Source organism: Variovorax sp. 679 (genome assembly GCF_003952185.1).
Taxonomy (GTDB): Bacteria; Pseudomonadota; Gammaproteobacteria; order Burkholderiales; family Burkholderiaceae_C; genus Variovorax.
The window spans coordinates 258,005-280,342 of sequence record NZ_RXFS01000003.1; the positions used below are offsets into that span (position 1 = coordinate 258,005).

Consider the following 22,338-nt stretch of genomic DNA (forward strand, 5'->3'; position numbering starts at 1 on the left):
ACTTGGATTACAAAGAAGTAATGCACGCACGCGACCCCGCGCCATAGCATTCGACGATGCGAATCCTGGTCATCGAAGACGAACACAAACTGGGCGATTACCTCGTCAAGGGCCTGACCGAGAGCGGCTTCGTCGTTGATCTCGCACGGTCCGGCCTGGAGGGGCGCAGCCTCGCCTTGGACGGCGACTACGACCTGTTGGTGCTGGACGTGATGCTGCCGGGCATCGACGGTTTCGCCGTTCTGGAAGCCCTTCGAAAATCCAAGTCAATGCCTGTGCTGATGCTCACAGCCCGAGATGAAGTAGCGGACCGCGTGCGAGGACTCCAAAGCGGCGCGGACGACTACCTCGCCAAGCCGTTCGCGTTCTCCGAACTGCTTGCACGGATCCAGGCGTTGCTGCGGCGCGGCAAGCTCCATGAGGTGTCCAACTACACGCTCAAAGACCTGAACCTCGATGTCGTGGCGCGTAAGGCGACGCGCAACGGTCACCGCCTGGAGTTGACCGCCAAGGAGTTCGCGCTGCTGACGCTGCTCATGCGCCGCCAGGGCAATGTGCTGTCGCGCACCCAACTGGCGGAGCAGGTCTGGGACATTAATTTCGACAGTGATACGAACCTTGTGGAAGTGGCGATCCGGCGTCTGCGCAGCAAGATCGACGATCCTTTCGATGAGAAGCTGCTGCACACGGTGCGCGGCATGGGGTACGTGCTGGAGAGCCGGGAGGGCAGCGGATCGTGAACCCCGCAGAAATAGTGCGCGGACCCGATACCTCAGCGACTCCTGCGGTTTTCAAACCGGCGGCAACCGATGCTGCATCCGAGACCGAAACCACAGGCTCCATCCAGGCCGCCCTGTCTCGCTGGTTTGCGGCTCAGGCATTGATTGGCCTGAGCCTCGTCTGTGTGGCGATCTACGCCGTCACCGCGTGGAGCTTTCAGGTCAAACAAGCCAGCGAGTTCGAGCGACAGTCCGAACTGATCAAGCACCTGATTCAGGAGTCGCGCGACGACCCAGGGCGCGACGGGTTGCGCCACAAGCTGGACGACTTCTTTTCGACTCACGCAGAGATCAGTCTTGTCCTGCGTCGCGGCGAAGAGACTATCTACTCGACCAGGCCCACTCGGGCATCCGCGCGCTGGCTGTGGAAGCCGACAGAGGAGCACCAGGCGCAACCGGGTGAAGCTGCCATGCAGTTGCAACTGGGCATCGACATCCAAGAAGACACCCGGCTCCTGAGTCGGCTAGCCTGGACACTGGTCGGCGCCGTCGTGCTGGGCTCATTACTGATCGCGTTGACCGGGGCATTGCTTGTGCGCCGAGGCCTGAAACCTTTGAAGAAACTGATACTGCAGACCGCCGCCACGGGGCCCGCGCACCCGGGACTGCGCATCGATCCCTCCCCGTATGCCGCCGAAATCACTCCCTGGGTCGTACAGTTCAACGCAGTGCTCGACCGGGCGGAGCAGGCCTATCAGCAGCTGGAATCGTTCAATGCGGACGTTGCGCATGAATTGCGCACGCCGCTGGCCAACCTGATCGGGATGGTGGAGGTCGAGTTGGCGCGGCCGAGGTCGATCGAGGAGTTGCGCGACGCATTGCTTTCAGCACTGGAAGAAGCAAGGCGCGTCTCCGCGATCGTGATCGACATGCTCTTCCTGTCTCATGCGGACCGCGGCGCCGTCGCCCGCCGCTCGGCGCCGGTCAGCCTGGCCGACCAGGTGCGCACGGTGCTGGATTTCCACGAGGCCACGCTCGAAGACGTGGGGTTGAAGGTGCATGTCAGCGGCGATGCGCGCATCGGTGTCGACGCCGGTCTGGTGCGCCGGGCGCTGTCGAACCTGCTGAGCAACGCGAGCCGGTATGCGATGCCGGGCTCGACCATCGCGGTCGTGATCGACACGCAGCCCGACGGCGTCTGGGTCAGGGTTGCCAACCGGGGCGAGCCGGTCGCAGCCGACGTGTTACCCAATCTTTTCAAACGCTTCTTCCGGGCGGAGCGTTCCCGCACCGACTCGTCAGAGCACCACGGGCTGGGCCTGGCGATCGTGGCCGCGATCGCGCGGATGCATGGAGGCCAGACCCGCGCCACCTCCCGATCCGGCGTCACCGAAATCAGCTTCTCCATGAAGCCCGAGGACTGAATCGCTCGGACTTCGGCCCCGATTACCGCGGAAAGCCCTGACGGCAGGAGAGGCGCGGCATGCTTCAATCGACGGATCGCGCCTCGCGCTTACCAACCGCCCGCCCCCATGTCCATCGGTCTCGAAGTTCTCATCGGTCACTGGAAGACCGATTCGCTGAGCACCTACAACTCATGGTTCCTGTGGGACGAGAGATTGAAGAACTTCCGCTCCATCCGCCGCGGTCTGGCGCAGGTGGTCAAGGACATTGACGCGGGGACCTTCGGCAGCGCATTTCGCGGCTCCTCGCTCGAGACTGTCGTGGGATCCGTGGCAGAGCAGCGCCAGATCTTCAAGGGGGCCGACCACGCGTTTCTCTGGAAGCCCAAGCTGCGCATTCCCGACATCTACGAGAACGCCGCCAACCAGCGCGCGTTCGCCCGGCTGCTGCATGCGTGCGACTGTTGCGACAGCGCCGAGGAGGTGGTCGAAGCCATCCGCCGCATCGACGCGCACCAGATCAAGGGGCTGGGCCCGGCCGTGGCGAACCTGCTGTACTTCGTTCATCCCACGATCGTGATGCCGTTCAACACCGCGATCGTCAAAGGCTACAACGCCGTCACGGGCAGCAATGTCAAGCTCGGAAAGTGGGATCACTACCTATCGATGCGCGAAGGCTGCCTTCGCCTGAACACGCAGCACCGCCGGTTGCTGTCCAACGACATGGGCGCCTTGGCAGGCCTCCTCTTCGACATCGGCTCGGGCCGCTATACGGCGCCGCCGCGCAGCGACGACGTGGCAGCTGTCCGGGGCTGGGAGGCTGATCTCGAGAAAGTGCGTGAGGAATCGGCCGCCGCACACAAGCGCTGGATCGCCGAGCGCGAGAGCGACGCAACCCACACCGAGATCCAGGGATGGCTGCGCGACCTGGGCAAGTCACTCGGTTACGGCGTCTGGATCGCCTCCAACGACCAGGGCCGCAGCTATGCAGGCGGGCGGCTCGGCGACGGCTGCCTGACGCAGTTGCCTTCGGGTGCCCAACCCGGTCTGGACTCGGTTCGCCTGATCGACGTGATCTGGGTGGAGGCCGACGGCTCCAAGATCGCCGCAGCCTTCGAGGTGGAGCACTCGACCTCCATCTACTCGGGCATCGTGCGAATGCTCGATCTCGCACTAGGGACCGAACTGGGTGCCGGAGTGTCGATGTTCCTGGTCGCGCCCGACGCGCGGCGCGACGATGTACGGCTTCAACTGCGTCGCCCTGCGTTCTCGCGTGTCGCCGAACTCGGCATCCGCTATCTTCCCTACAGCGAACTCGGGACGCATCGCGAAGCGATCGGACGGTTCGGGTCGGGCTTGAAGCCATTGAGTGAGATCTCTCACTTGCTGTAATCCAGATTCCTGCTTGCGAGCGGTGCCTACTTTCAAGAGGGGGAGAGCATGTCTTCAGCAAAGCGAGACTTCGAGCAATTCGTCCAATGGCTGCATGGGCAACCCCTGGGTATCGCCGGTGACGTGAAACGTCTGGCGCACTTGGTACTCGCCAATTTCGACGCCGTTGCACGCACCTCGACCCGTCAATCGCAGAGAGCGGGCCTCCTTGCAGACCTCTGTCGTCGCGATCTTGCAGATTCTCCAACCGACATCCCAGAGATCGCTGCCAACGCGGCGGCACAGGACTGGGCGTGGACGCGACTGAATCGATTGCGTGTGGGCCCCTTCAGGGGCTTTCGCCAAGCCGAGGAATTTGATCTCAGCAAGCGCGTCACGCTGATGTATGGCCCGAATGGAAGCGGCAAGAGCAGCTTCTGCGAAGCACTGGAATATGCGCTGCTTGGCAGCGTTGATGAGGCGCAGGCGACACGCCTCGAAACCGACGCGTATCTGGCGAATGTGCACGAGCGCCGCTTCGTCGCTCCTGTGCTCAGCGCAACGGACGCACGCGGCGAAGCGGTGAACCTGAGGCCCAACCAGGATGCGCACCGCTTTCTCTTCGTGGAAAAGAACAGAATCGATGCATTTTCTCGATTGGCATCCCGCGCGCCTGCCGAGCGCTCCGCGTTGATTGCCACGCTTTTCGGCATGGACCAGTTCAACGACTTCGTGGGGAATTTCAATGATTCCATGGATGCGAAGTTGAAGCTGGTGTCTGTCAAGCAGCGGCAACTGATGACCGCACGGGCGGGCCTAGCCCAAGACCAGCAGACTCTGGAACGAGAAAAGGAGACGGTCGCTACGCTGGACCTTGAAGACGCCGCCTTGGCCGCCGAGTTGCAGCCAAATCTGGCCTTCGAGGCCATGCAGACCTATATCGGTACGGAACAGGCCCCCGGAAGGTTGCAGGAGCTTTCGGCGCTGATCGACAGGGTCCAACCGGCGATGGTGAACGTATCGCGCGCGGACGTCAGCCGTCAGTTGGCTGAAGCGACAGAAGAACAGACTGGACTCAATGCCCGCGAGGAAGAGTTGCGCGGCAAGGGCGATCAGATCTCCTTCCAGGAGCTCTACACCGCGGTCTCGAAATTGCGCAAGGCCGACAGCGCGACATGCCCTGCGTGCGACACGCCGCTGACGCAGGTGACTCGTGATCCGTTCGCCAAAGCGATCGACGGTCTCGCTCAACTTCGCGAGCTCGCGGAACTGCAAAACGCGCGGGATGCCGCGCGCACAACGCGCGACGCAGCCTCTACAGCGCTGCGCGAGGTGGTCGACAGGCTGCTGGGATTCGAGCATGCGGAAATGGGTGGTGCAGCACCCGCCCGGGTTCCCCTGCAAATCCAGATCGCCAGCCCTTGGTGGACGACGCTGCAGGAACCCGTCGATGGCGGCGCAACCCAATTCGAAAGGCTCTGCGCAGCAGCGGACCGCGCGGCGTTGCGCGACGCCGAGACGAGGACCGCCACGAATGAGCGCGCTCAGCGAATCCGCGAGCGAGACACGCTGCAAGGCCTGAAGGAACGTGCCGTGGCCCAAGTTTCCAAGCGGCAACAGCTTGCGCTCCTGGTCGACGCGGCACGCGCTCGCGTGGCTGCATTCGACGAGCAGAACGCGGCGCTTATCGAGCAAGCAGAGGCGGAAAAAATCGAGATCGAACTCGACATGCGCATTGGCGTAGCGTACGACGCATTTCTTCCGTTGCTCAGGCAGTACCGTGACGGCCTGCCGGCGCAACTGATGGCCGGGCTGAATGAATCGGCGATGGCGCTCTACAACGATTTCAACCGGCAGGACCGGAACGAGGACAAGCTTGCCGCGCTTTTTCTACCGACCTCGAACGCCATGCGCATTCAGGTTGCCTTCCAAGCCAGTCCCGAGCGACGGCACGACGCGTTGCAGGTGCTCAGCGAAGGGCACATTCGGTGCCTCGGCTTGGCCGTAGTGCTAGCCAAAGCGATTGCTATTGGCGCACCGCTGATCGTCTTCGACGATGCGATCAACGCGATCGACACCGAGCACCGTCAAGGCATTCGGGAAACCATCTTCGATGCGCAACGGTTCGCCGGCACGCAACTCATCGTGACCTGTCACAGCCAAGAGTTCATCAAGGACATTCAGAATCACTTGCTACCGGCTCAGCGCAACGACCTGCAAGTGTATGGAATCCGTCCTCACCGAGGCGACTACCACCCGGTGATCCATGCCGATCCGCAGATTCGCAGCTATCTGGTGGAAGCTCGAGCGGCGATCAACGGGATGAACGATCGGGGCGCTCTTGCTTCTTCGCGCCAGGCGTTGGAAATGCTCAGCGGCAGAGTCTGGAAATGGTTGATCAGCCACGACCATGGCAATCTGTCGATTTCCATGCGTCGACCGGGCGCGGAGCCAGAACTTCGGAACTTGTGCGACCAGCTTCTCAGCAAATCCAGGGCGGCCGGATTCGCACATCAGGATAAGACGGAGGTGATCGCGTGCCTTCAGACCCTCCTTGCCGCCAATGCTCACGTCTGGACCTACCTGAACAAGGGCACTCACGAGGAAGAAGATCGCGAAGACTTTGAGCCCGGGGTTGTCGAGTTGGTGGTCAGCACGCTCGAGCGTCTCGATGCGCTCGTGCTGGGAAGAGCCGTGGCGGTCCAGCCCGTGCCCGCCGAACCTGCCATCGGCGCCTGAAAGCGGTGTCGATTCAACGCACCCTGCGGATGACATAACTGTAATCTGCGTGTGCGGCAACCTGCGGACCTGCGGCCTAGAGTGGATGCATCGGAAAGAGACAAGTCACAGAACTGTTCATTTCCGGAAATGCCAACCCTCTCATTGCCAAAGGATCGAACATGAAGACTTCCCTCAAGACCTCCTTGACGCTGGCCGCACTGCTCGGCGCAATCGCCGGCCCCGCATTGGCCGGCAACTATGCCGAAGGCGATCCTCGCCCGGTGCCTCTGACGTCGAGTACCAGCCGTGCAGCAGTGGCCTCGGATACGCAGCGCTGGCTGCAGGGTTCGCTGGATCAGGGCTACCCCGAGGGCAACCCGCGTGCCGTCGTGAGCGTGTCGTCCAACACCCGTGCGACGGTCCAGGCGGACACTCTGGCCTGGATGCGGTCGGGTCTGGCTGCGGCCACGAACGGCGAAGCGGGCGCAGACACGACCCGCCCCGCCTACCGGCAAGCCGCTGCCGAGTACGCGCGCCTGCGCGGTGAGCAGCCGGAATTCGGCACGCCGGTAGAGCGCCTCACCCAGCAGGGCCAACTGCCGGGCGCCCCGGCGACGGTTCGCCGCTGATCTTGGGGGCTGCCCGACACTGCAGGCGACGGGCTGCCGGAGATTTGAGCGTCGACCACGACGCTCGTGCCCGCCGCAAGCCGTGCATGTCGACGCGGCTTGCCCCTTTTTTGGGCGACGGGCCTAGAATTCGTGGAACCACTTCGCGAGCACTGACTCCATCAGCAGCATTACACGCGTTCTCTCCATGGCCATCACCGCACCCCCCCTCACACGGCTCGCCAGCGCACCCTGCGTTGGGCGTGTGCTCGTGCTGGCGTTGCCAGGGGTGCAGCGATGACGCGCGGACTCGTGCGCATGGTGGCCCGCGGCCTGATCGGCATGTTGCTGTTCGCGCAGTTGGCGATCGCCGCCTACGCCTGCCCCGCGTTGTCCGCGGGTCTGGCGGGTGGCTCGTCCTCCGAGATGTCCATGCCGATGGCGCAGGATGCTGCTGCACAGGAGGGCACTCGCAGCTCCGCCATGCAAGGGTCGCCTTGTGCAGACACGGTCGGCGCGACGGATACGGGCTCCAGCAACCTGTGTGCCGAGCACTGCAAGTACGGACAGCAAAGCGACCATGCGTCCACGCTGACGGTCCCCGCGGTGTTGCTGTCGGCCCTTTACCCGATGACTCCCTGGGTGCCTGAGACGGCCCCCCCACCGCGCCCCGCGGCGGCTTCCCTGAGTGCATTGGTTGCGGCATCGCCGCCGCACGCCATCCTGCACTGCGTCTACCGAACTTGATCGCCTGACCGACCTTGCGCCGACGGCCTGTTGTAGGCTGGTTTGGCGCATCGGTCGCGCCTTGCCGTGTTCGTCGAGCTGTGCTCGGCGCGCCGGCGTGGCCCGACAACCTACCCGCAGGTTCGTCAGGAGATTCCATGTTCACCTTTTCTTTTCCGGCTGCGTTGATCGCTCGATCAGCTCGCCCCCCCTTTCGCCCTGCTTGTCTCTGGGCTGTAGCGCTGGCGCTGAGCGCGAGTGCTTTCGGCCCGAGCGCCCACGCACAACAGACGCTTTCTCTCGACGCAGCGCTGCGGCTCGCCGAGGAGCGTTCGCGCCAGCTCGTCGCCCAGGACTCGGCCGCCGGTGCCGCACGCGCCATGGCTGTGGCCGCCGGGCAACTGCCCGACCCCGTATTGAAGGCCGGCATCAGCAACCTGCCAGTCAACGGCAGCGATCGTTTCAGCCTCACACGCGATTTCATGACAATGCGCTCGATCGGGGTGATGCAGGAGTTCACCCGTTCCGACAAGCGCCAGGCCCGCGCGGCGCGCTTTGACCGCGAAGCCGAGGTCGCCGAAGCAGGCCGCGCCGTTGCCTTGGCCAACCTGCGCCGTGACACCGCGACCGCCTGGCTCGATCGCTACTACCAGGGGCGGATGCGAGACCTGCTGCAGACGCAACGTGCCGAGCTGAACCTGCAGATCGAGGGCGCCGACGCTGCTTACCGTGGCGGTCGTGGCACGCAGGCCGATGTGTTCACGGCGCGCTCCGCATTGGCACAACTGGACGACCGCATCCTCGGGCAGGAGCGCCAGATCGCCACGGCCCAGACGCGTCTGGCGCGCTGGGTCGGGCTGGGCACGTCTCAGCCCTCGACCACGCTCCCGGATCTGGGCGCCGTCCGCCTGGACGCCCGCAATCTGGAGGCCCAGATCGGTGAGCATCCGCAGATCGCACTGATGGCGCGGCAGGAAGCCGTGGCACGTGCGGAAGCCGACATCGCGCAAAGCAACAAGCGCTCGGACTGGAGCGTCGAGCTGATGTACAACCAGCGCGGCCCGGCGTACTCGAACATGGTCTCGCTGAACGTGTCGATCCCGCTGCAGTGGGACCAGAAGAATCGTCAGGAGCGGGAGCTCGCGGCCAAGCTGGCAACGGTCGAGCAACTGCAGGCCCAACGCGAGGAGACGACGAGAGAGAGTACAGCCGAGGCGCTCTCGTGGCTGCAGCAATGGCAGAGCAATCGAAAGCGGCTGGCGCTGTACGACAGCTCGGTCATCCCGCTCGCCGCCGAACGCACGAAAGCGGTGCTGGCTGCGTACCGCGGCGGCGTGGGCACCTTGAGCGCCGCGCTCGAGGCGCGACGCATGGAGATCGACACGCGGATGGAACGCCTGCGCCTCGAGATGGAAACCGCCGCCCTATGGGCCCAACTCGAATTCCTGATTCCCGCCGGCCACCCGGCACTCGCCGCCGGCGCGTCGACAACGGCCGTGGACGCCAAGGAGCCACAACAATGAAAACCAAACCCTTTTTCCTTGGATTGATCGCTGCGGCGGTCCTCGCTGCAGCCGCCGTTGGCGCGTACACCTTCGGGTTGCAGCGCGGCAGGAGCATGGCCTCGCCACCCGCCGCCGGGAGCCCTGCGGCATCGGTGCCCGCGGCGAGCACCCAGATGGCATCGCCAACTTCCCCTAACGAGACCGGCGAGGACGCCACACGGCGCCACATTGCAGCAGGACTGAAGGCCGGCGACACCGACCCCGCCAACGGCAAGAAGATCCTCTACTACCACGACCCCATGGTGCCTGGAAACAGGTTCGACAAGCCGGCCAAGTCGCCGTTCATGGACATGATGATGTCGCCCGTCTACGCAGGCGGTGATGGCGATCAGAACAGCGTGACGGTGAGTGCACGGGTGCAGCAGAACCTGGGCGTGCGAACCGCTCTCGTGTCCGAGGGCAGCGTATCGCCGCAGGTCGCCACTGTCGGCAGCATCGCCTTCAATGAGCGCGACCAGGTCATCGTGCAGGCCCGGGCGACCGGCTACGTCGAACGCCTGAACGTGCGTGCCACGCTCGATCAGGTAAAAAAAGGCCAGGCCCTGGCCGAGCTCTACGTCCCGGAATGGATCGCGGCACAGGAGGAGTTCCTGTCGGTGCAACGCATGCGCGGCACCGACCTGGCCTCGCTGGTCGACGGTGCGCGTCAACGCATGCGCCAGGTCGGCATGAGCGACGGGCAGATCGAACTGATTGTGCGCAGCGGCCGCACCCAGCCTCGCATCACCTTGGTTACGCCCATCGGGGGCGTGGTCACCGAGCTTGCCGCGCGCGAAGGCATGACGGTGAGCGCCGGCACTACGCTGTTCCGCATCAACGGCCTGGCCACCGTCTGGGCCAATGCCGAAGTGCCCGAGAGCCAGGCAGCGCTGGTGCGACTGGGTGCCACGGTGAAGGCCAGAACGCCTGCCGCGCCTGGTGAGACCTTCGATGGGAAGGTGCAGGCCATTCTTCCCGATGTGAATCCGGCGACGCGCACCCTGAAGGCACGCGTGGAGCTGACCAATCCGACCGGCAGGCTGGTGCCCGGCATGTTCGTGTCGATGCAGTTCACGGACACGCGCGCCGACAAGGCGTTGCTGATCCCGACCGAGGCCGTCATCCAGACGGGCAAGCGCTCGGTCGTCATGCTGGCGGAGGACAACGGCCGGTTCCGGCCGGTCGATGTCGAGATCGGCATCGAAAGCGGCGGCCAGACCGAGATCAAACGCGGGCTGCAAGCCGGCCAGCGCGTCGTGGTGTCCTCGCAATTCCTGATCGACTCGGAGGCGAGTCTCAAGGGCGTTGAGGCACGGCTGAACGCCGTACCGGCTGCGGGCGCCGCGGAACCCGCGACGGCTTCGCCATCGACGGCAAGGCCTTCGACGAGCGCGGCCTCGCCCAGGCATGTGGGCGAAGGCACGGTAGAAAGCATCACCGCGGACACGATGACCTTCTCGCACGGACCGATCCCGACGATGAAGTGGGGCGCAATGACCATGGACTTCAAACTGCCGCCAGGCGGCGCGCCGGTCAACGTAAAGGCTGGTAATCGTGCGAGCTTCGAATTCTTCATCGACAAGGACGACCTGCCGCAGCTCACCCGCGTGACGCCGGTCGCACCCGGCGCCACACTCGCCACACCTGCCAAGCCAGGGGGCAAGCCATGATCGCCAGGCTCATCCGCTGGTCCATCGCCAACCGATTCCTCGTGCTGCTGGCCGCGCTGATGCTCAGCGCCTGGGGCGTGTATTCGGTGCTGCGCACGCCGCTGGATGCGTTGCCCGACCTCTCGGATGTCCAGGTCATCATCCGCACGACCTATCCGGGCCAGGCGCCGCGCATTGTCGAGAACCAGATCACCTACCCGCTCACCACGACCATGCTGTCAGTGCCGGGCGCGAAGACGGTGCGCGGTTACTCGTTCTTCGGCGATTCATTCGTCTACGTGCTGTTCGAGGACGGGACCGACCTGTACTGGGCGCGCTCGCGGGTGCTGGAATACCTGAACCAGGTGCAGTCGCGTCTGCCCGCGGGCGCCAAGGCCTCGCTCGGGCCCGATGCCACTGGCGTCGGCTGGATCTACCAGTACGCGCTGGTCGATCGCGGCGGCACGCAGGACGCTTCGCAACTGCGCGCCCTGCAGGACTGGTTCCTCAAGTACGAACTGAAGACCGTGCCCAATGTCGCCGAGGTGGCCTCCGTGGGCGGTATGGTGCGTCAGTACCAGGTCGTGCTCGATCCCGAGAAACTGGCGGCCTACCGGATCCCGCACACCCAGGTCGTCGAGGCCATCCAGAAGGCCAACCAGGAAACCGGCGGCTCGGTGCTCGAACTCGGTGAGGCCGAATACATGGTGCGAGCCTCGGGCTACCTCCAGGGCCTGGAGGATTTCCGCAAGATCCCCTTGGTGACGACCGACGCCGGCGTGTCGGTGCGCCTGGGCGACGTAGCGCGCATCCAACTCGGTCCGGAGATGCGCCGCGGCATCGGCGAGCTCGATGGCGAGGGCGAAGCCGTCGGCGGCGTGATCGTGATGCGCTCTGGCAAGAACGCGCTGGAGACGATCACCGCTGTGAAAGAAAAGCTCCAGACGCTGCAGGCCAGCCTGCCCAAGGGAGTGGAGATCGTGCCGACCTACGACCGGTCCAACCTGATCGAGCGAGCGGTTCGAAACCTCGGCTTCAAGCTGCTCGAGGAATTCCTCGTCGTGGCGGTCGTGTGCTTCATCTTCCTGTTCCACCTGCGCTCGGCCTTTGTCGCGATCGTCTCGCTGCCGATCGGCATCCTGGCGGCGTTCATCGTGATGCGCTACCAGGGGGTCAATGCCAACATCATGTCGCTGGGCGGCATCGCGATCGCCATTGGCGCGATGGTCGATGCGGCGGTGGTGATGATCGAGAACGCCCACAAGCACATCGAGCAGTGGAACCACGAGCATCCTGGGCAGCGTCTGCAGGGAGAGAACCACTGGCGGATCGTGGCCGACTCGGCGGCCGAAGTCGGGCCGGCTTTGTTCTTCTCGCTGCTCATCATCACGCTGTCGTTCATCCCTGTGTTCACGCTCGAGGCCCAGGAAGGACGCATGTTCTCTCCACTGGCCTTCACCAAGACCTATGCGATGGCGGCGGCAGCCGGGCTGGCGGTCACGCTGATCCCGGTGCTGATGGGTTACCTGATCCGCGGCAAGATTCCCGATGAGAAAACCAACCCGCTCAACCGGCTGCTGATCGCGGTCTACCGGCCGCTGCTGGACGCGGTGCTGCGCTGGCCGAAGCTGACGCTGTCGGGCGCCGTGGTTGTGCTGGTCCTGAGCCTGTGGCCGCTGCAGCACATCGGCGGGGAGTTCATGCCGCGCCTGGACGAGGGTGACCTGCTCTACATGCCCTCGGCACTGCCGGGCCTGTCGACGGGCAAGGCCGGCGAGCTACTGCAGCAGACCGACCGCCTGATCAAGACGGTCCCGGAAGTGGCCAGCGTCTACGGCAAGGCTGGGCGCGCGGAGTCGGCCACCGACCCGGCGCCGATGGAGATGTTCGAAACCACGATCCAGTTCAAGCCGAGCGAGCAGTGGCGCGCCGGCATGACGCAGGACAAGCTGGTCGAGGAACTGGACCGCATCGTCAAGGTGCCGGGTCTCACCAACATCTGGGTGCCGCCGATCCGCAACCGCATCGACATGCTGGCCACCGGGATCAAGAGCCCGGTGGGCGTGAAAGTGGCCGGCACTGACCTGGCCACCATCGACCGCATCACGGGCGACATCGAGCGCGTGCTAAAGAACGTGCCGGGCGTCTCCAGCGCGCTGGCTGAACGCCTCACCGGCGGTCGCTACGTGGATGTGAACATCCAGCGCGACGCGGCGGCGCGTTTCGGCATGAACATCGCCGATGTGCAGTCGGTCATCGCTTCGGCCGTGGGCGGCGAGAACGTCGGCGAGACGGTGGAAGGGCTGCAACGCTTTCCGATCAATGTGCGCTACCCCCGCGAGATCCGCGATTCGCTGGAGCGGTTGCGGACTTTGCCGATCGTCACCGCGCGCGGGGCACGGCTGGTGCTCTCCGATGTCGCGGACATCCGTATCGCCGACGGGCCGCCCATGCTGCGCAGCGAGAACGCGCGGCTGTCAGGCTGGGTCTATGTGGACATCCGCGGACGCGATCTGCGCTCGGCGGTACAGGACATGCAGCGCGCGGTCGCAAAAGACGTGAAACTGCCGCCGGGCTACTCTGTCTCCTGGTCCGGCCAGTTCGAGTTCCTCGAGCGCGCCACCGCGAAGCTGAAGGTGGTGGTGCCGTTCACGCTGCTCATCATCTTCGTGCTGCTGTACCTGACCTTCAAGCGGTTCGACGAAGCGCTCCTGATCATGGCCGCGTTGCCGTTTGCCCTGGTCGGTGGCATCTGGCTGCTCTACCTGCTGAGCTACAACCTGTCGGTCGCGGGGGCGGTCGGGTTCATCGCGCTGGCCGGTGTGTCCGCAGAGTTCGGCGTGATCATGCTGCTGTACCTCAAACACGCCTGGGACGACCGGATCGACCAGGGCAAGACGAGCACGGCAGACCTGTTGGACGCGATCCGCGAAGGCGCCGTGCTGCGCGTGCGGCCCAAGGCCATGACAGTGGCCGTCATCCTGGCGGGCCTGTTCCCGATCATGTGGGGAACGGGCACCGGCTCCGAGGTGATGCAGCGCATTGCCGCGCCGATGGTGGGCGGGATGATCACGGCCCCGTTGCTGTCGATGTTCGTCATCCCGGCGGCGTATCTGCTGATGCGGCGGCCGCGCAAGCCGCGTGACGAGCATGCACCTCGCCGCGCGTTCTGGAGAAGAGGCCATGGCCCGACCTGAGCGCCTGCAGCAACAACGCACACCTCTCGGCGTCGCGCTGCTGCTGTATCTGTACCTGGCCATATTTAGCACGGCGGCCCTCGCCTCGACGCCTGCGTCGCACGACGAGGGATGGGCGGAGCACTTGATCGTTTCGGTCGCGACGGTGCCGGTCGCGTTTGCAGCCATGGACGAGACGTCAATGCCAGTGGCCATGGATGCCATGCCCTGCGCGCTGTGCTACAGCGCCCCGGCGCCATCGCCGCACGGCGTCGGTGGTGAATGTCGCGAACATGAGGCAATGGCGTGGCCGGTGCATGTTTCGCCGGCACCTGCGGTGACTTACTTCGACCCTGGAGGTCGGCATGTCCGGTTGCCGGTGCGCATCCTGTACTGCCGTTGGCTGGATTGATCGGCAACAGCGAGCGTCACAGCTCGCGTTTGTTTTCGCTCATCAATTCCAGGAGTTCATCATGAAAAAGTCATTCATCATCCTCATCGGCGCCCTGACCTTGGGGGTCGCCGCATCCGCTCTGGCAGGACCTGATTTCCAGGTCATCGAGCAAGGGCGCAAGGCTGCAAAAGTTGCAGCCGCCGAACGCCGAGCCGATACGCTGGCCGGCAAAGGCGCGCCGAACTGCCCGCCGCCGCCACTCGTACTCCCGTTGGATCATGGCCCGCGCGCACTGACTACGCCGGGCGAAAACCGCCAGCGCAAGGCACGGCACGACGCCGACCTAAAGGCGTGCAAGGACATGCAGTCATAGTCCCTGCCAGCGCTCGGCAGACACCTGCGTCTTTCGGGCGCTGAGGACTCTTGTGGCTGGCGATCTTGGCCGATGTGGGTACCAGTCTTGCGAGCGGCCGCCGTCCATTTACCCAAGCAGCAATGCTGGCTGTCAATAAAATGAGAATCAATAGCACCACTACAACATGAAAATGCTCTCCCTTTGCGTCAGGCAATTCCTGACCATGGCGGCGCTTCTCGCGCTCTGGTCGTCTTCTCTTGCCTGGGCTGCGGACTCCGCGGCGAGCGATCGCGCCAAACAGACTTGGCAACTGCTGGATTACCTTGCCGTCGACTACGGCGGCGCGGTGAGTGGCGGCAAGATCCAGAGTGCCAGCGAATACGAAGAGATGAAGGAGTTCGCTGCGACGGCTGGGCAGCAGCTCGCCGCACTGCCAAGCACGCCGGCACTTGCGGATCTGCAACGCCAAGCCACGGCGCTGAGCGAGCTCATCGCGGCGAAGTCAGATGCAAAGGCGGTGGCCGACAGTGCCCATTCATTGGCTGCGGCACTGGTCAAGGCCTACCCGTTCCCGCTCTCGCCATCCAAGCCACCGGATCTCGTGCGCGCCAAGGTGCTGTTCGAAGCCAACTGCGCCGCATGCCACGGGGCGACCGGCCGGGGGGATGGCCCACTGGGCGCAAAGCTGACCCCGCCGCCTATCGCGTTCACCGATCGGGATCGCGCCCGCTCGCGCAGTGTGCTCGCGCTCTACCAGGTCGTCTCTCAAGGCGTCGCTGGCACGCCGATGCCCAGTTTCGCGACGCTCCCCGACGAGGATCGATGGGCATTGGCATTTTTCGCCGGAACGCTGTCGCACGACGACGCGATGCGCACGCGCGGTGAACAGGCATGGGGCCGAGATGCTGCCGCCAAAGCCGTCTTTCCCGACCTGGCCGCCGCCGCCACATTGACCGAGGCTGCGCTGTCGGAACGGATGTCTCCAGATGCGGCGCGCGACCTTACCGCCTACGTTCGAAGCCACCCGGAAGTCGCCGTTGCCGCAAGCGGTCCAGGAGGACTGGGCCTGGCCCGCTCGCGCCTTCAGGAGAGCCTTGCCGCAGCGCGCGCGGGTGACCAAGCCAACGCAACGCGCCTGGGCTTGTCGGCCTACCTGGATGGGTTCGAACCACTCGAGCCTGCATTGCGAGCGCGCAACCAGGTGCTACTCACCGAAGTGGAAAACGCCATGCTGGCCTACCGCGGCGCACTTGCCAGCGGCAAGCTGGAACAAGCCGACGCCACGGCCCAGAAGCTGGACTATCTCTTCGCCCAGGTCGATACCGAGCTGGGGGCGGACAAGGCCGACCCACTGACAACCTTCATCGCATCGATCACCATCCTGCTTCGCGAAGGTGTAGAGGCGCTGCTGATTGTCGTCGGCATGGTGGCTTTCCTGAAGAAAGCGGAACGGCGCGATGTCTTGGCCTATGTCCATAGCGGCTGGATCGCGGCACTCGCCTGCGGTGGCCTGACCTGGACCGCAGCAACCTACTTCGTGAGCATCAGCGGTGCCAGCCGGGAAGTGACCGAAGGGGTGTCGTCACTCTTTGCGGCCATCGTTCTGTTGAGTGTTGGCCTCTGGATGCACCAGAAGAGCACCGCCGGCAAATGGCAGGCCTATTTGAAGGAAAAGCTCTCCGCGGCGATGACACGGCGCTCGGCGTGGGCGCTGTTCGCTCTGTCGTTCATAGCCGTCTACCGCGAAGTCTTCGAGACAGTCCTGTTTTATTCGGCGCTCGCAGGCGACGGCAATAACGGCGCCTTGCTTGGTGGATTGGTCGGCGGAGTGGCCGTCCTCGCGGTCGTCGCATGGCTCATGTTGCGCACCAGCGCTCGCATGCCGATCGGCAAATTCTTCAGCCTCAGCTCAATCTTGGTGGCTGTGCTCGCAGTCGTGCTCGCCGGCAAGGGCGTCGCGGGCCTTCAGGAGGCGGGCTGGTTGAGCGCAAGTCCGATCCATTGGCCGCGCATCGAGGTGCTCGGGATGTATCCGTCCGCTGAGACCACAATTGCGCAGGCCGTGGTCCTGATCATTGCGCTGGCGGGCTTTGCGCTGAACGCGGTGAAGGCACGACAGCCTCGGTCAACATGAAGTAGGTGGCCGGTCAGGCCCTGATAGCTGTGCCATGAACTGGGCACTCCGATTTCCGGACGCTGATTTCAGCAAGGTTCGGGCGCGAGAGCTGTCTTTTTCATATCGGCAGACATGATCACCAGCTCAAGACAAGCGGACAGGCCAAGCAGGGCGGAGAACCACGGCGAACTGTCGCCCTTACGTTCCACTGCCCTGCCGAACAGGAATGGTGCGCCAGCTTGCAAGATGCGCGCCGGCACCATGAAAAATCCCTGGCGCCGCCCGTAGCCCTTGGCGCCGAAGATCAGGAGCGGAAGCGTCCCGATGGCGATGGTCAGGATGCCATTTCCCAAGCCGTGCAGCACTGCGAAAGCACCGGCGGCCGAAGTACCGAGCTCATGACTCATACCAACCCCGCGACGAGTTCACGACCTTGACCACCGCCAGCATGATCGGCACCTCGATCAGCACGCCGACCACGGTGGCCAGTGCCGCGCCCGAGTGGAAACCGAACAGGCTGATGGCGGCGGCCACCGCCAGTTCGAAGAAGTTGGAGGCGCCGATCAACGCGGACGGGCAGGCGATGTTGTGCTTTTCGCCGAGCTTGCGGTTGAGCCAGTACGCAAGCCCGGAGTTGAGCACCACCTGAATCAGGATCGGCACCGCGAGCATCGCGATCACGAGCGGCTGCTTGATGATGGCTTCGCCCTGGAAGGCGAACAGGAGCACGAGCGTCAGCAGGAGCGCAGCAATCGACCAAGGACCGATGCGATGCATGGCTCGCTCGAAAGCGGCGCGCCCGGCCTTCAGCAGTTGCTTGCGCAATACCTGCGCAAAGATCACCGGCAGCACGATGTAGAGCCCCACCGAGGTGATGAGCGTGTCCCACGGCACCGTGATGGCCGACAGGCCCAGCAGCAGGCCGACGATGGGCGCAAAGGCAAACACCATGATGGCGTCGTTCAACGCGACCTGCGACAGCGTGAAGGCGGGGTCGCCGCCAGTCAGCCGGCTCCAGACGAACACCATCGCCGTGCAGGGTGCGGCGGCCAGCAGGATCAAGCCCGCGACATAGCTGTCGAGCTGGTCGGCCGGCAGGTGGCCCGCAAAGACCTGCCGCACGAAGAGCCAGGCCAGGAAGGCCATCGAAAACGGCTTCACGGCCCAGTTGATGAACAGCGTCACGCCAATGCCGCGCCAATGGTTCTTCACCTCGGCGAGGGCCGCAAAGTCGACCCGCAGCAGCATCGGGATGATCATCACCCAGATCAGCACGCCCACGGGGATGTTGACCTTGGCGACCTCGAGGCGGCCCACCGCCTGGAATGCCGCCGGGAACAGCTGTCCCAGCGCAATGCCGACGACGATGCAGAGGAACACCCACACCGTCAGGTAGCGCTCGAACACGCTCATGGGGGCCGCGCTGGCGCGCGGGCTTTCGATGACTGCGCTCATGGTGTCAGTTCGAAGAGATGCGCTGCAGCCGCTCTTGCAGCTCGGCGTCGCTCATTGCTTCCGGGTGGTCCAGTGCGAGCAGTTGCAGCATGCGGTAGGAGATCGCCTGGCGCGTCAGCTCGAAGGCCTGGCGTTTGGCGGCGTCGCCGCCCTCGGTGTTGGAAGGATCCGGATACCCCCAATGGACCTTGACGCGTGTTCCCGGCCAGTAGGGGCAAGTCTCTTGTGCGGCGCTGTCGCAGACGGTGATGACCACATGCATGACCGGCGTGGCGAATTCGTCCCAGCTCTTGCTTCGGAAGCCTTCGGTGTCCACGCCGGCGCCCTTCAACACCTCGATGGCGAACGGGTTGATTCTTCCGCTGGGCGCGCTGCCGGCGCTGAACGCCTTCACGTCCTTGCCGAGCTTGCGGGCCCAGTGGTTGAGCATGCCCTCGGCCAGCACGCTGCGGGCGGAGTTGTGGGTGCAGAGAATGAGTACGTTGAGCGTCATTGCGCAGCCTTCTGAACCTTGCCGATGTCGCGGATTTCGCGCTGGATGGCCATCGAGTCGAGCCGGGCCAGAGGCAGGGCCAGCATCAGTTCGATCCGGCGCTTGAGCGTGAGGGCCGTGTCCATGAACTGGCGCTCGGTGGCCTCTTCCGGTCCCGCGAAGGCCGCAGGGTCGGCCACGCCCCAGTGCGCGGTCATCGGCTGGCCGGGCCACACCGGGCATACCTCGCCCGCGGCCTTGTCGCAGACGGTGAGAACGAAGTCCATTGTCGGCGCATCCGGCTTCGCGAACTCGTCCCAGTCCTTGCTGCGATAGCCGGTGGAGGGAAGGTGCATCTTGTTCAGAGTGAGCAACGCGTAGGCATTGACCTTGCCGGCCGGATGGCTGCCAGCGGAGTAGGCCTTGAATCGCCCTTTGCCCAGTTCGTTGAGCAGGCCTTCGGCCAGGATGGAACGCGCAGAGTTGCCCGTGCAGATGAACAGCACGTTGTAGGTTTTCTCAGCCATGAGGATGTTTCTCGGTGGAGGAAGTCGGGGTGATTTCTTTGAACATGCAGACAGCCGAGGCCGGGCACAGGCTCTTGAATTCACTGCTCGCCTGCACGGATGCCGGCAGCGCCGCGCGGTCGCAGCGTTCGAAGCCTCGTGCCTTGAAGAACGGCTCTGCCGTGGTGGTCAGGATGCAGAGGCGATTCACGCCTTTCGACGCGGCGAAGGCCTCCATGGTCTGAAGGGCCTGGTCGCCCACACCGTTGCCGCGCGCATCGGCGCGAACCGCAAGGGACCGCAGCAAGGCGGTGTCGCCGAAGCGCTCCAGACCGACGCAGGCAAGGATCCCTTCGTCGCCTGCGCGGCTCACGAAGAAGGCTTCCATGTGCTCTTCCCTGAGGTCGGATTCGGGAAGGCTGGCATCCCGAAGAAGGGATCGCACGGGCGACAGAGACGCGGCTTCTGCGCGGACGAACAGCGACCTGACCAGCGATTCGGGCGGTTGCGACATGCCGTAGCCCTCAGCAGCAGGCGCCGGTGCCCTTGCCAGACACGTTGACCGGAATGCTTCGGACAGCACCAGGCGTACAGCAGGCGGACTCGGTCTTGGCGACAGCCTTGGGCTGACCGTAGACCGGCACGGCGCCGTCCAAGGTCTGGAAGTGCTCCCACGCGATCCCCTGCGGATCGGTGACCCAGTGCTTTTCGCTGCGCGCGTAGCAACACACGGTCTCTCCTTCGTCGAGCAGCGTGCGGTCGGCGGCTTGGCCGCGAGCCTTCAACTCTGCGAGTTCTTCGTGGTCCTCGGCCTGAATACCGAGATGGTCGATGCCTCTGGCCTGGCCGACAGTAGAGATTGCGAAGTTGACGCGCGGATCGTCGAGCATCCACTTGGCGTAGTCGGCCTCGACACGTGCCGGCGGCGACGCGAAAAGGTTGGAGTAGAAGGCGATGCTCTTGGCGAGGTCGTCGACGTGCAGATGGACATGGAAGCGCTTCATGTGTTTCTCCTTCAGCATTCGCAAACAGTGGAGCTGTCGACGAGGCATGCCTCGCCCTGACAGCAGTTCTCCGTGAGGTAGCCGAGCAGCGCATTCATCTGCTCGAACACCGCGCGATAGATCAGGTTGCGGCCGTCACGCTCCTGGCTGACCAAGTTTGCGTGCGTCAGCTCCTTGAGGTGGAACGAAAGGCTGGTTGACGGCACGCCGAGTTGCTCCGCGAGCACGCCAGGCGTGAGCCCTGTGGGGCCAGCGACGACCAGCGCTCGAAAGACCTGAAGGCGCACAGGTTGGGCCAGCGCGGCCAAGCCTTGAATGACGATTCTCTCTTCCATTATTCAATAATAGTTGAATCATGGAAATAATTCAACGAGTTTTGAATGATCGAGGTTATGCACTGGAGTTCGAAGCGGCCGAAGCTTTACAGCGTGCACCGGCCAACCTGGTGCGCAGCCGCCGTGGCATCGTGAGGATGCATCGCCCTCGGTGTACAGATAGATGCTCGACAAGCTCGCGCAGCCGTCGCTAGTGCGACGGGTTGCTACCTAATCGGTCGTAGCGGTGCAGCGTGAGCCTTGCCCTATCGCTGCGACCACGCGACGAACCACAGCCAAAGCCACCCAGCAACCGCTGACAACGCAAACACCAGCATGAGTGCCGTCGAAGCACCGTCGAGCCAACCAACACAGACGCCGATCCAATCCGCGCTCCTAGTGAGACACTCTTGCCATACACCTCGCGGCAACATACGCAACGCCAGCCACGACAGGGCCGCCAACAACACCAGATCGTCCAGGTAGGCCGGCATGGGCACCACGTCCGGGGTCCAGTCCACAGGGCTCGCCGCGTAGACAAGAACGAACAGCCCGATAGCCTTCGCCGCACGCGGAGTATCGCGATGCAAGCTGCTCATGCACAGCGCCAGCAAGGTCACTACGCAACGGCGCGACCATGCAATGGGGTTCATGGATGTTCCCTACTTATCGAAGCCACAGCCACAAAGCCACCCCAACACCGAGCCAGACCGCAACAACGAATGCGACGCCCCACGGGCTTCGCGGCTTGCCCTCGCCACGCCGTATCCAGTCGTCCGCCTGCACACGGCATTCGGCGAGCACGTCCTTGGGCAGCAGCCGTATCGCCAGCCAGATCAGGCCGGGCAGCAGGAGCGCATCGTCCACGTACCCCAGCACCGGAATGAAATCCGGGATCAAGTCGATCGGGCTGAGCGCGTAGGCAACGACAAAGGCCGCCAGCGCTTTGGGTAGCCACGAGGTGCCCGGATGGCGGCACGCGAACCACAGCGTCACGGCATCGCGTTTGACGCGACGGGCCCATTGGCGGATGTTTTGCAGGATCGACAACAGGAGGCCTCCTCTTTGAGACGGATTGGGTTAACTTGTTCAGTTCGAACTTCAACGGTACATTCACGATGTAACGACCGCTACATTATTGATGAATCGAGAGAAAAAACAGAGCTGGCTCCTGCTGACCTACAAGGTGCCCGCCGAACCGTCCAAGTTCCGCGTGGCGATCTGGCGCCGCATCCGCAGCCTGGGCGCTGTCTACCTGCAGAACAGCATCTGCGTGCTGCCCACCACGACCGAACACCAGCGCCAGTTCCGCATGGTTCAGGCCGACATCGATCGTGCCGGTGGCGAGGCCGTGATTTTCGAAACCCTTGCCCTCGACACGAAGCAGGAAGAACGTGTCGTTGCCTACTTCAAGCACGACCGCGACCAGGACTATGAAGAGTTCCTCGACAAGTGCGTCGACTACAAGAAGGAGATCGAGAAGGAGGTCAAGGCCGATCACTACACCTTTGCAGAGGTGAAGGAGAACGACGAAGACCTGAAGAAGCTCAAGAACTGGCTGGAGCGCATCAAGGCGCTGGACTTCTATGGCGCGCCGGCACGCGCAACGGCGCAGCAGCGCCTCGCCGAATGCGAGGAGTTGCTTGAGGCCTACGCCAACGAGGTGTTCGAGCGCGAACAGAACGCCAAGGGTGAGCCGCTGGAGAAGCCAGCCGCAGCGAAACGCGCCCCCTCCAAGACCCCTGCAGCCAAGAAGCCGACAGCGAAGAAAAACGCCAAGCGCAGAGATGGGAAATGAAGCTCGA

Annotated in this window: 22 protein-coding genes; 13 read left to right on the plus strand and 9 right to left on the minus strand. The window is 64.1% G+C overall.

Features of this window, described 5'->3' with window-relative positions; genetic code table 11:
* Positions 1-56: 56 nt before the first annotated feature.
* The 12 genes from EJO71_RS08545 (at position 57) to EJO71_RS08600 (ending at position 16,800) form a co-directional block, all read left to right on the plus strand.
* On the plus strand, positions 57-740 hold the full coding sequence (locus EJO71_RS08545) for a heavy metal response regulator transcription factor (RefSeq protein WP_125948406.1): 684 nt from the start codon (positions 57-59) through the stop codon (positions 738-740).
* On the plus strand, positions 737-2,143 hold the full coding sequence (locus tag EJO71_RS08550) for a heavy metal sensor histidine kinase (RefSeq protein WP_240651332.1): 1,407 nt from the start codon (positions 737-739) through the stop codon (positions 2,141-2,143). The genes EJO71_RS08545 and EJO71_RS08550 overlap by 4 nt, the downstream gene beginning before the upstream one ends.
* 108 nt (positions 2,144-2,251) lie before the next feature.
* The gene (locus EJO71_RS08555) at positions 2,252-3,514 is read left to right on the plus strand and encodes a type II restriction endonuclease (protein WP_125948405.1); all 1,263 of its coding nucleotides are present in this window, start codon (positions 2,252-2,254) and stop codon (positions 3,512-3,514) included.
* Between the two features lie 48 nt (positions 3,515-3,562).
* On the plus strand, positions 3,563-6,232 hold the full coding sequence (locus EJO71_RS08560; protein ID WP_125948404.1) for an AAA family ATPase: 2,670 nt from the start codon (positions 3,563-3,565) through the stop codon (positions 6,230-6,232).
* A gap of 161 nt (positions 6,233-6,393) precedes the next feature.
* Complete coding sequence (locus EJO71_RS08565; protein WP_125948403.1) at positions 6,394-6,843, plus strand: hypothetical protein; 450 nt, start codon at positions 6,394-6,396, stop codon at positions 6,841-6,843.
* A gap of 276 nt (positions 6,844-7,119) precedes the next feature.
* A complete protein-coding gene (locus EJO71_RS08570) occupies positions 7,120-7,569 on the plus strand; it encodes a hypothetical protein (RefSeq protein WP_125948402.1) in 450 nt (149 codons plus the stop codon).
* Positions 7,570-7,706: 137 nt separating this feature from the next.
* Entirely contained in the window at positions 7,707-9,071 is a 1,365-nt protein-coding gene (locus tag EJO71_RS08575) for a TolC family protein (RefSeq protein ID WP_125948401.1), read from the plus strand.
* Positions 9,068-10,762 carry an efflux RND transporter periplasmic adaptor subunit gene (locus EJO71_RS08580; protein WP_125948400.1) on the plus strand — a complete coding sequence of 565 codons (1,695 nt, stop codon included), beginning with the start codon at positions 9,068-9,070 and terminating at the stop codon, positions 10,760-10,762. The genes EJO71_RS08575 and EJO71_RS08580 overlap by 4 nt, the downstream gene beginning before the upstream one ends.
* Positions 10,759-13,938 carry an efflux RND transporter permease subunit gene (locus EJO71_RS08585; protein WP_125948399.1) on the plus strand — a complete coding sequence of 1,060 codons (3,180 nt, stop codon included), beginning with the start codon at positions 10,759-10,761 and terminating at the stop codon, positions 13,936-13,938. Before EJO71_RS08580 ends, EJO71_RS08585 begins: the two co-directional genes overlap by 4 nt.
* Positions 13,925-14,329: a hypothetical protein gene (locus tag EJO71_RS08590; protein ID WP_125948398.1), complete on the plus strand. Its 405-nt coding sequence runs from the start codon at positions 13,925-13,927 to the stop codon at positions 14,327-14,329. Before EJO71_RS08585 ends, EJO71_RS08590 begins: the two co-directional genes overlap by 14 nt.
* 61 nt (positions 14,330-14,390) lie before the next feature.
* A complete protein-coding gene (locus EJO71_RS08595) occupies positions 14,391-14,684 on the plus strand; it encodes a hypothetical protein (RefSeq protein WP_125948397.1) in 294 nt (97 codons plus the stop codon).
* A 166-nt stretch (positions 14,685-14,850) separates the two neighbouring features.
* Complete coding sequence (locus EJO71_RS08600; RefSeq protein WP_125948396.1) at positions 14,851-16,800, plus strand: cytochrome c/FTR1 family iron permease; 1,950 nt, start codon at positions 14,851-14,853, stop codon at positions 16,798-16,800.
* A gap of 68 nt (positions 16,801-16,868) precedes the next feature.
* On the opposite strand, the gene EJO71_RS08605 is transcribed toward EJO71_RS08600, so the two are convergent.
* The 9 genes from EJO71_RS08605 to EJO71_RS08645 form a co-directional block, all read right to left on the minus strand.
* Positions 16,869-17,189, minus strand: coding sequence for a hypothetical protein (locus EJO71_RS08605; protein ID WP_346428055.1), 321 nt, complete (start codon positions 17,187-17,189; stop codon positions 16,869-16,871).
* Positions 17,179-18,237: an ACR3 family arsenite efflux transporter gene (gene arsB, locus EJO71_RS08610; RefSeq protein ID WP_125948395.1), complete on the minus strand. Its 1,059-nt coding sequence runs from the start codon at positions 18,235-18,237 to the stop codon at positions 17,179-17,181. The genes EJO71_RS08605 and arsB overlap by 11 nt, the downstream gene beginning before the upstream one ends.
* 4 nt (positions 18,238-18,241) lie before the next feature.
* Positions 18,242-18,730, minus strand: a complete 489-nt coding sequence (locus EJO71_RS08615) for an arsenate reductase ArsC (RefSeq protein ID WP_125948394.1) — start codon at positions 18,728-18,730, stop codon at positions 18,242-18,244.
* Entirely contained in the window at positions 18,727-19,236 is a 510-nt protein-coding gene (locus EJO71_RS08620; protein ID WP_125948393.1) for an arsenate reductase ArsC, read from the minus strand. The genes EJO71_RS08615 and EJO71_RS08620 overlap by 4 nt, the downstream gene beginning before the upstream one ends.
* On the minus strand, positions 19,229-19,729 hold the full coding sequence (gene arsN2 / locus EJO71_RS08625; RefSeq protein ID WP_125948392.1) for an arsenic resistance N-acetyltransferase ArsN2: 501 nt from the start codon (positions 19,727-19,729) through the stop codon (positions 19,229-19,231). Before arsN2 ends, EJO71_RS08620 begins: the two co-directional genes overlap by 8 nt.
* A 10-nt stretch (positions 19,730-19,739) precedes the next feature.
* Positions 19,740-20,219, minus strand: coding sequence for an ArsI/CadI family heavy metal resistance metalloenzyme (locus tag EJO71_RS08630; RefSeq protein ID WP_125948391.1), 480 nt, complete (start codon positions 20,217-20,219; stop codon positions 19,740-19,742).
* Between the two features lie 11 nt (positions 20,220-20,230).
* Entirely contained in the window at positions 20,231-20,554 is a 324-nt protein-coding gene (locus EJO71_RS08635; protein WP_125948390.1) for a metalloregulator ArsR/SmtB family transcription factor, read from the minus strand.
* A 245-nt stretch (positions 20,555-20,799) separates the two neighbouring features.
* Positions 20,800-21,186, minus strand: a complete 387-nt coding sequence (locus EJO71_RS08640) for a DUF1232 domain-containing protein (RefSeq protein WP_125948389.1) — start codon at positions 21,184-21,186, stop codon at positions 20,800-20,802.
* Between the two features lie 13 nt (positions 21,187-21,199).
* Positions 21,200-21,583 (minus strand): YkvA family protein, encoded by a 384-nt coding sequence (locus EJO71_RS08645; protein ID WP_125948388.1) that lies wholly within the window; start codon positions 21,581-21,583, stop codon positions 21,200-21,202.
* Between the two features lie 91 nt (positions 21,584-21,674).
* On the opposite strand from EJO71_RS08645, the gene EJO71_RS08650 reads away from it, so the two are divergent.
* Positions 21,675-22,331, plus strand: coding sequence for a Chromate resistance protein ChrB (locus tag EJO71_RS08650; RefSeq protein ID WP_206169003.1), 657 nt, complete (start codon positions 21,675-21,677; stop codon positions 22,329-22,331).
* Positions 22,332-22,338: the final 7 nt, after the last annotated feature.

Coding starts and splice junctions, on each gene's coding strand:
- EJO71_RS08565 (WP_125948403.1), top strand. CDS start 6,394: ATGAAGACTTCCCTCAAGACCTCCTTGACGCTGGCCGCACTGCTCGGC.
- arsB (WP_125948395.1), bottom strand. CDS start 18,237: ATGAGCGCAGTCATCGAAAGCCCGCGCGCCAGCGCGGCCCCCATGAGC.
- EJO71_RS08630 (WP_125948391.1), bottom strand. CDS start 20,219: ATGAAGCGCTTCCATGTCCATCTGCACGTCGACGACCTCGCCAAGAGC.
- EJO71_RS08595 (WP_125948397.1), top strand. CDS start 14,391: ATGAAAAAGTCATTCATCATCCTCATCGGCGCCCTGACCTTGGGGGTC.
- EJO71_RS08590 (WP_125948398.1), top strand. CDS start 13,925: ATGGCCCGACCTGAGCGCCTGCAGCAACAACGCACACCTCTCGGCGTC.
- EJO71_RS08615 (WP_125948394.1), bottom strand. CDS start 18,730: ATGACGCTCAACGTACTCATTCTCTGCACCCACAACTCCGCCCGCAGC.
- EJO71_RS08560 (WP_125948404.1), top strand. CDS start 3,563: ATGTCTTCAGCAAAGCGAGACTTCGAGCAATTCGTCCAATGGCTGCAT.
- EJO71_RS08600 (WP_125948396.1), top strand. CDS start 14,851: ATGAAAATGCTCTCCCTTTGCGTCAGGCAATTCCTGACCATGGCGGCG.
- EJO71_RS08650 (WP_206169003.1), top strand. CDS start 21,675: ATGAATCGAGAGAAAAAACAGAGCTGGCTCCTGCTGACCTACAAGGTG.
- EJO71_RS08635 (WP_125948390.1), bottom strand. CDS start 20,554: ATGGAAGAGAGAATCGTCATTCAAGGCTTGGCCGCGCTGGCCCAACCT.
- EJO71_RS08620 (WP_125948393.1), bottom strand. CDS start 19,236: ATGGCTGAGAAAACCTACAACGTGCTGTTCATCTGCACGGGCAACTCT.
- arsN2 (WP_125948392.1), bottom strand. CDS start 19,729: ATGTCGCAACCGCCCGAATCGCTGGTCAGGTCGCTGTTCGTCCGCGCA.
- EJO71_RS08605 (WP_346428055.1), bottom strand. CDS start 17,189: ATGAGTCATGAGCTCGGTACTTCGGCCGCCGGTGCTTTCGCAGTGCTG.
- EJO71_RS08545 (WP_125948406.1), top strand. CDS start 57: ATGCGAATCCTGGTCATCGAAGACGAACACAAACTGGGCGATTACCTC.
- EJO71_RS08580 (WP_125948400.1), top strand. CDS start 9,068: ATGAAAACCAAACCCTTTTTCCTTGGATTGATCGCTGCGGCGGTCCTC.
- EJO71_RS08585 (WP_125948399.1), top strand. CDS start 10,759: ATGATCGCCAGGCTCATCCGCTGGTCCATCGCCAACCGATTCCTCGTG.
- EJO71_RS08570 (WP_125948402.1), top strand. CDS start 7,120: ATGACGCGCGGACTCGTGCGCATGGTGGCCCGCGGCCTGATCGGCATG.
- EJO71_RS08555 (WP_125948405.1), top strand. CDS start 2,252: ATGTCCATCGGTCTCGAAGTTCTCATCGGTCACTGGAAGACCGATTCG.
- EJO71_RS08575 (WP_125948401.1), top strand. CDS start 7,707: ATGTTCACCTTTTCTTTTCCGGCTGCGTTGATCGCTCGATCAGCTCGC.
- EJO71_RS08640 (WP_125948389.1), bottom strand. CDS start 21,186: ATGAACCCCATTGCATGGTCGCGCCGTTGCGTAGTGACCTTGCTGGCG.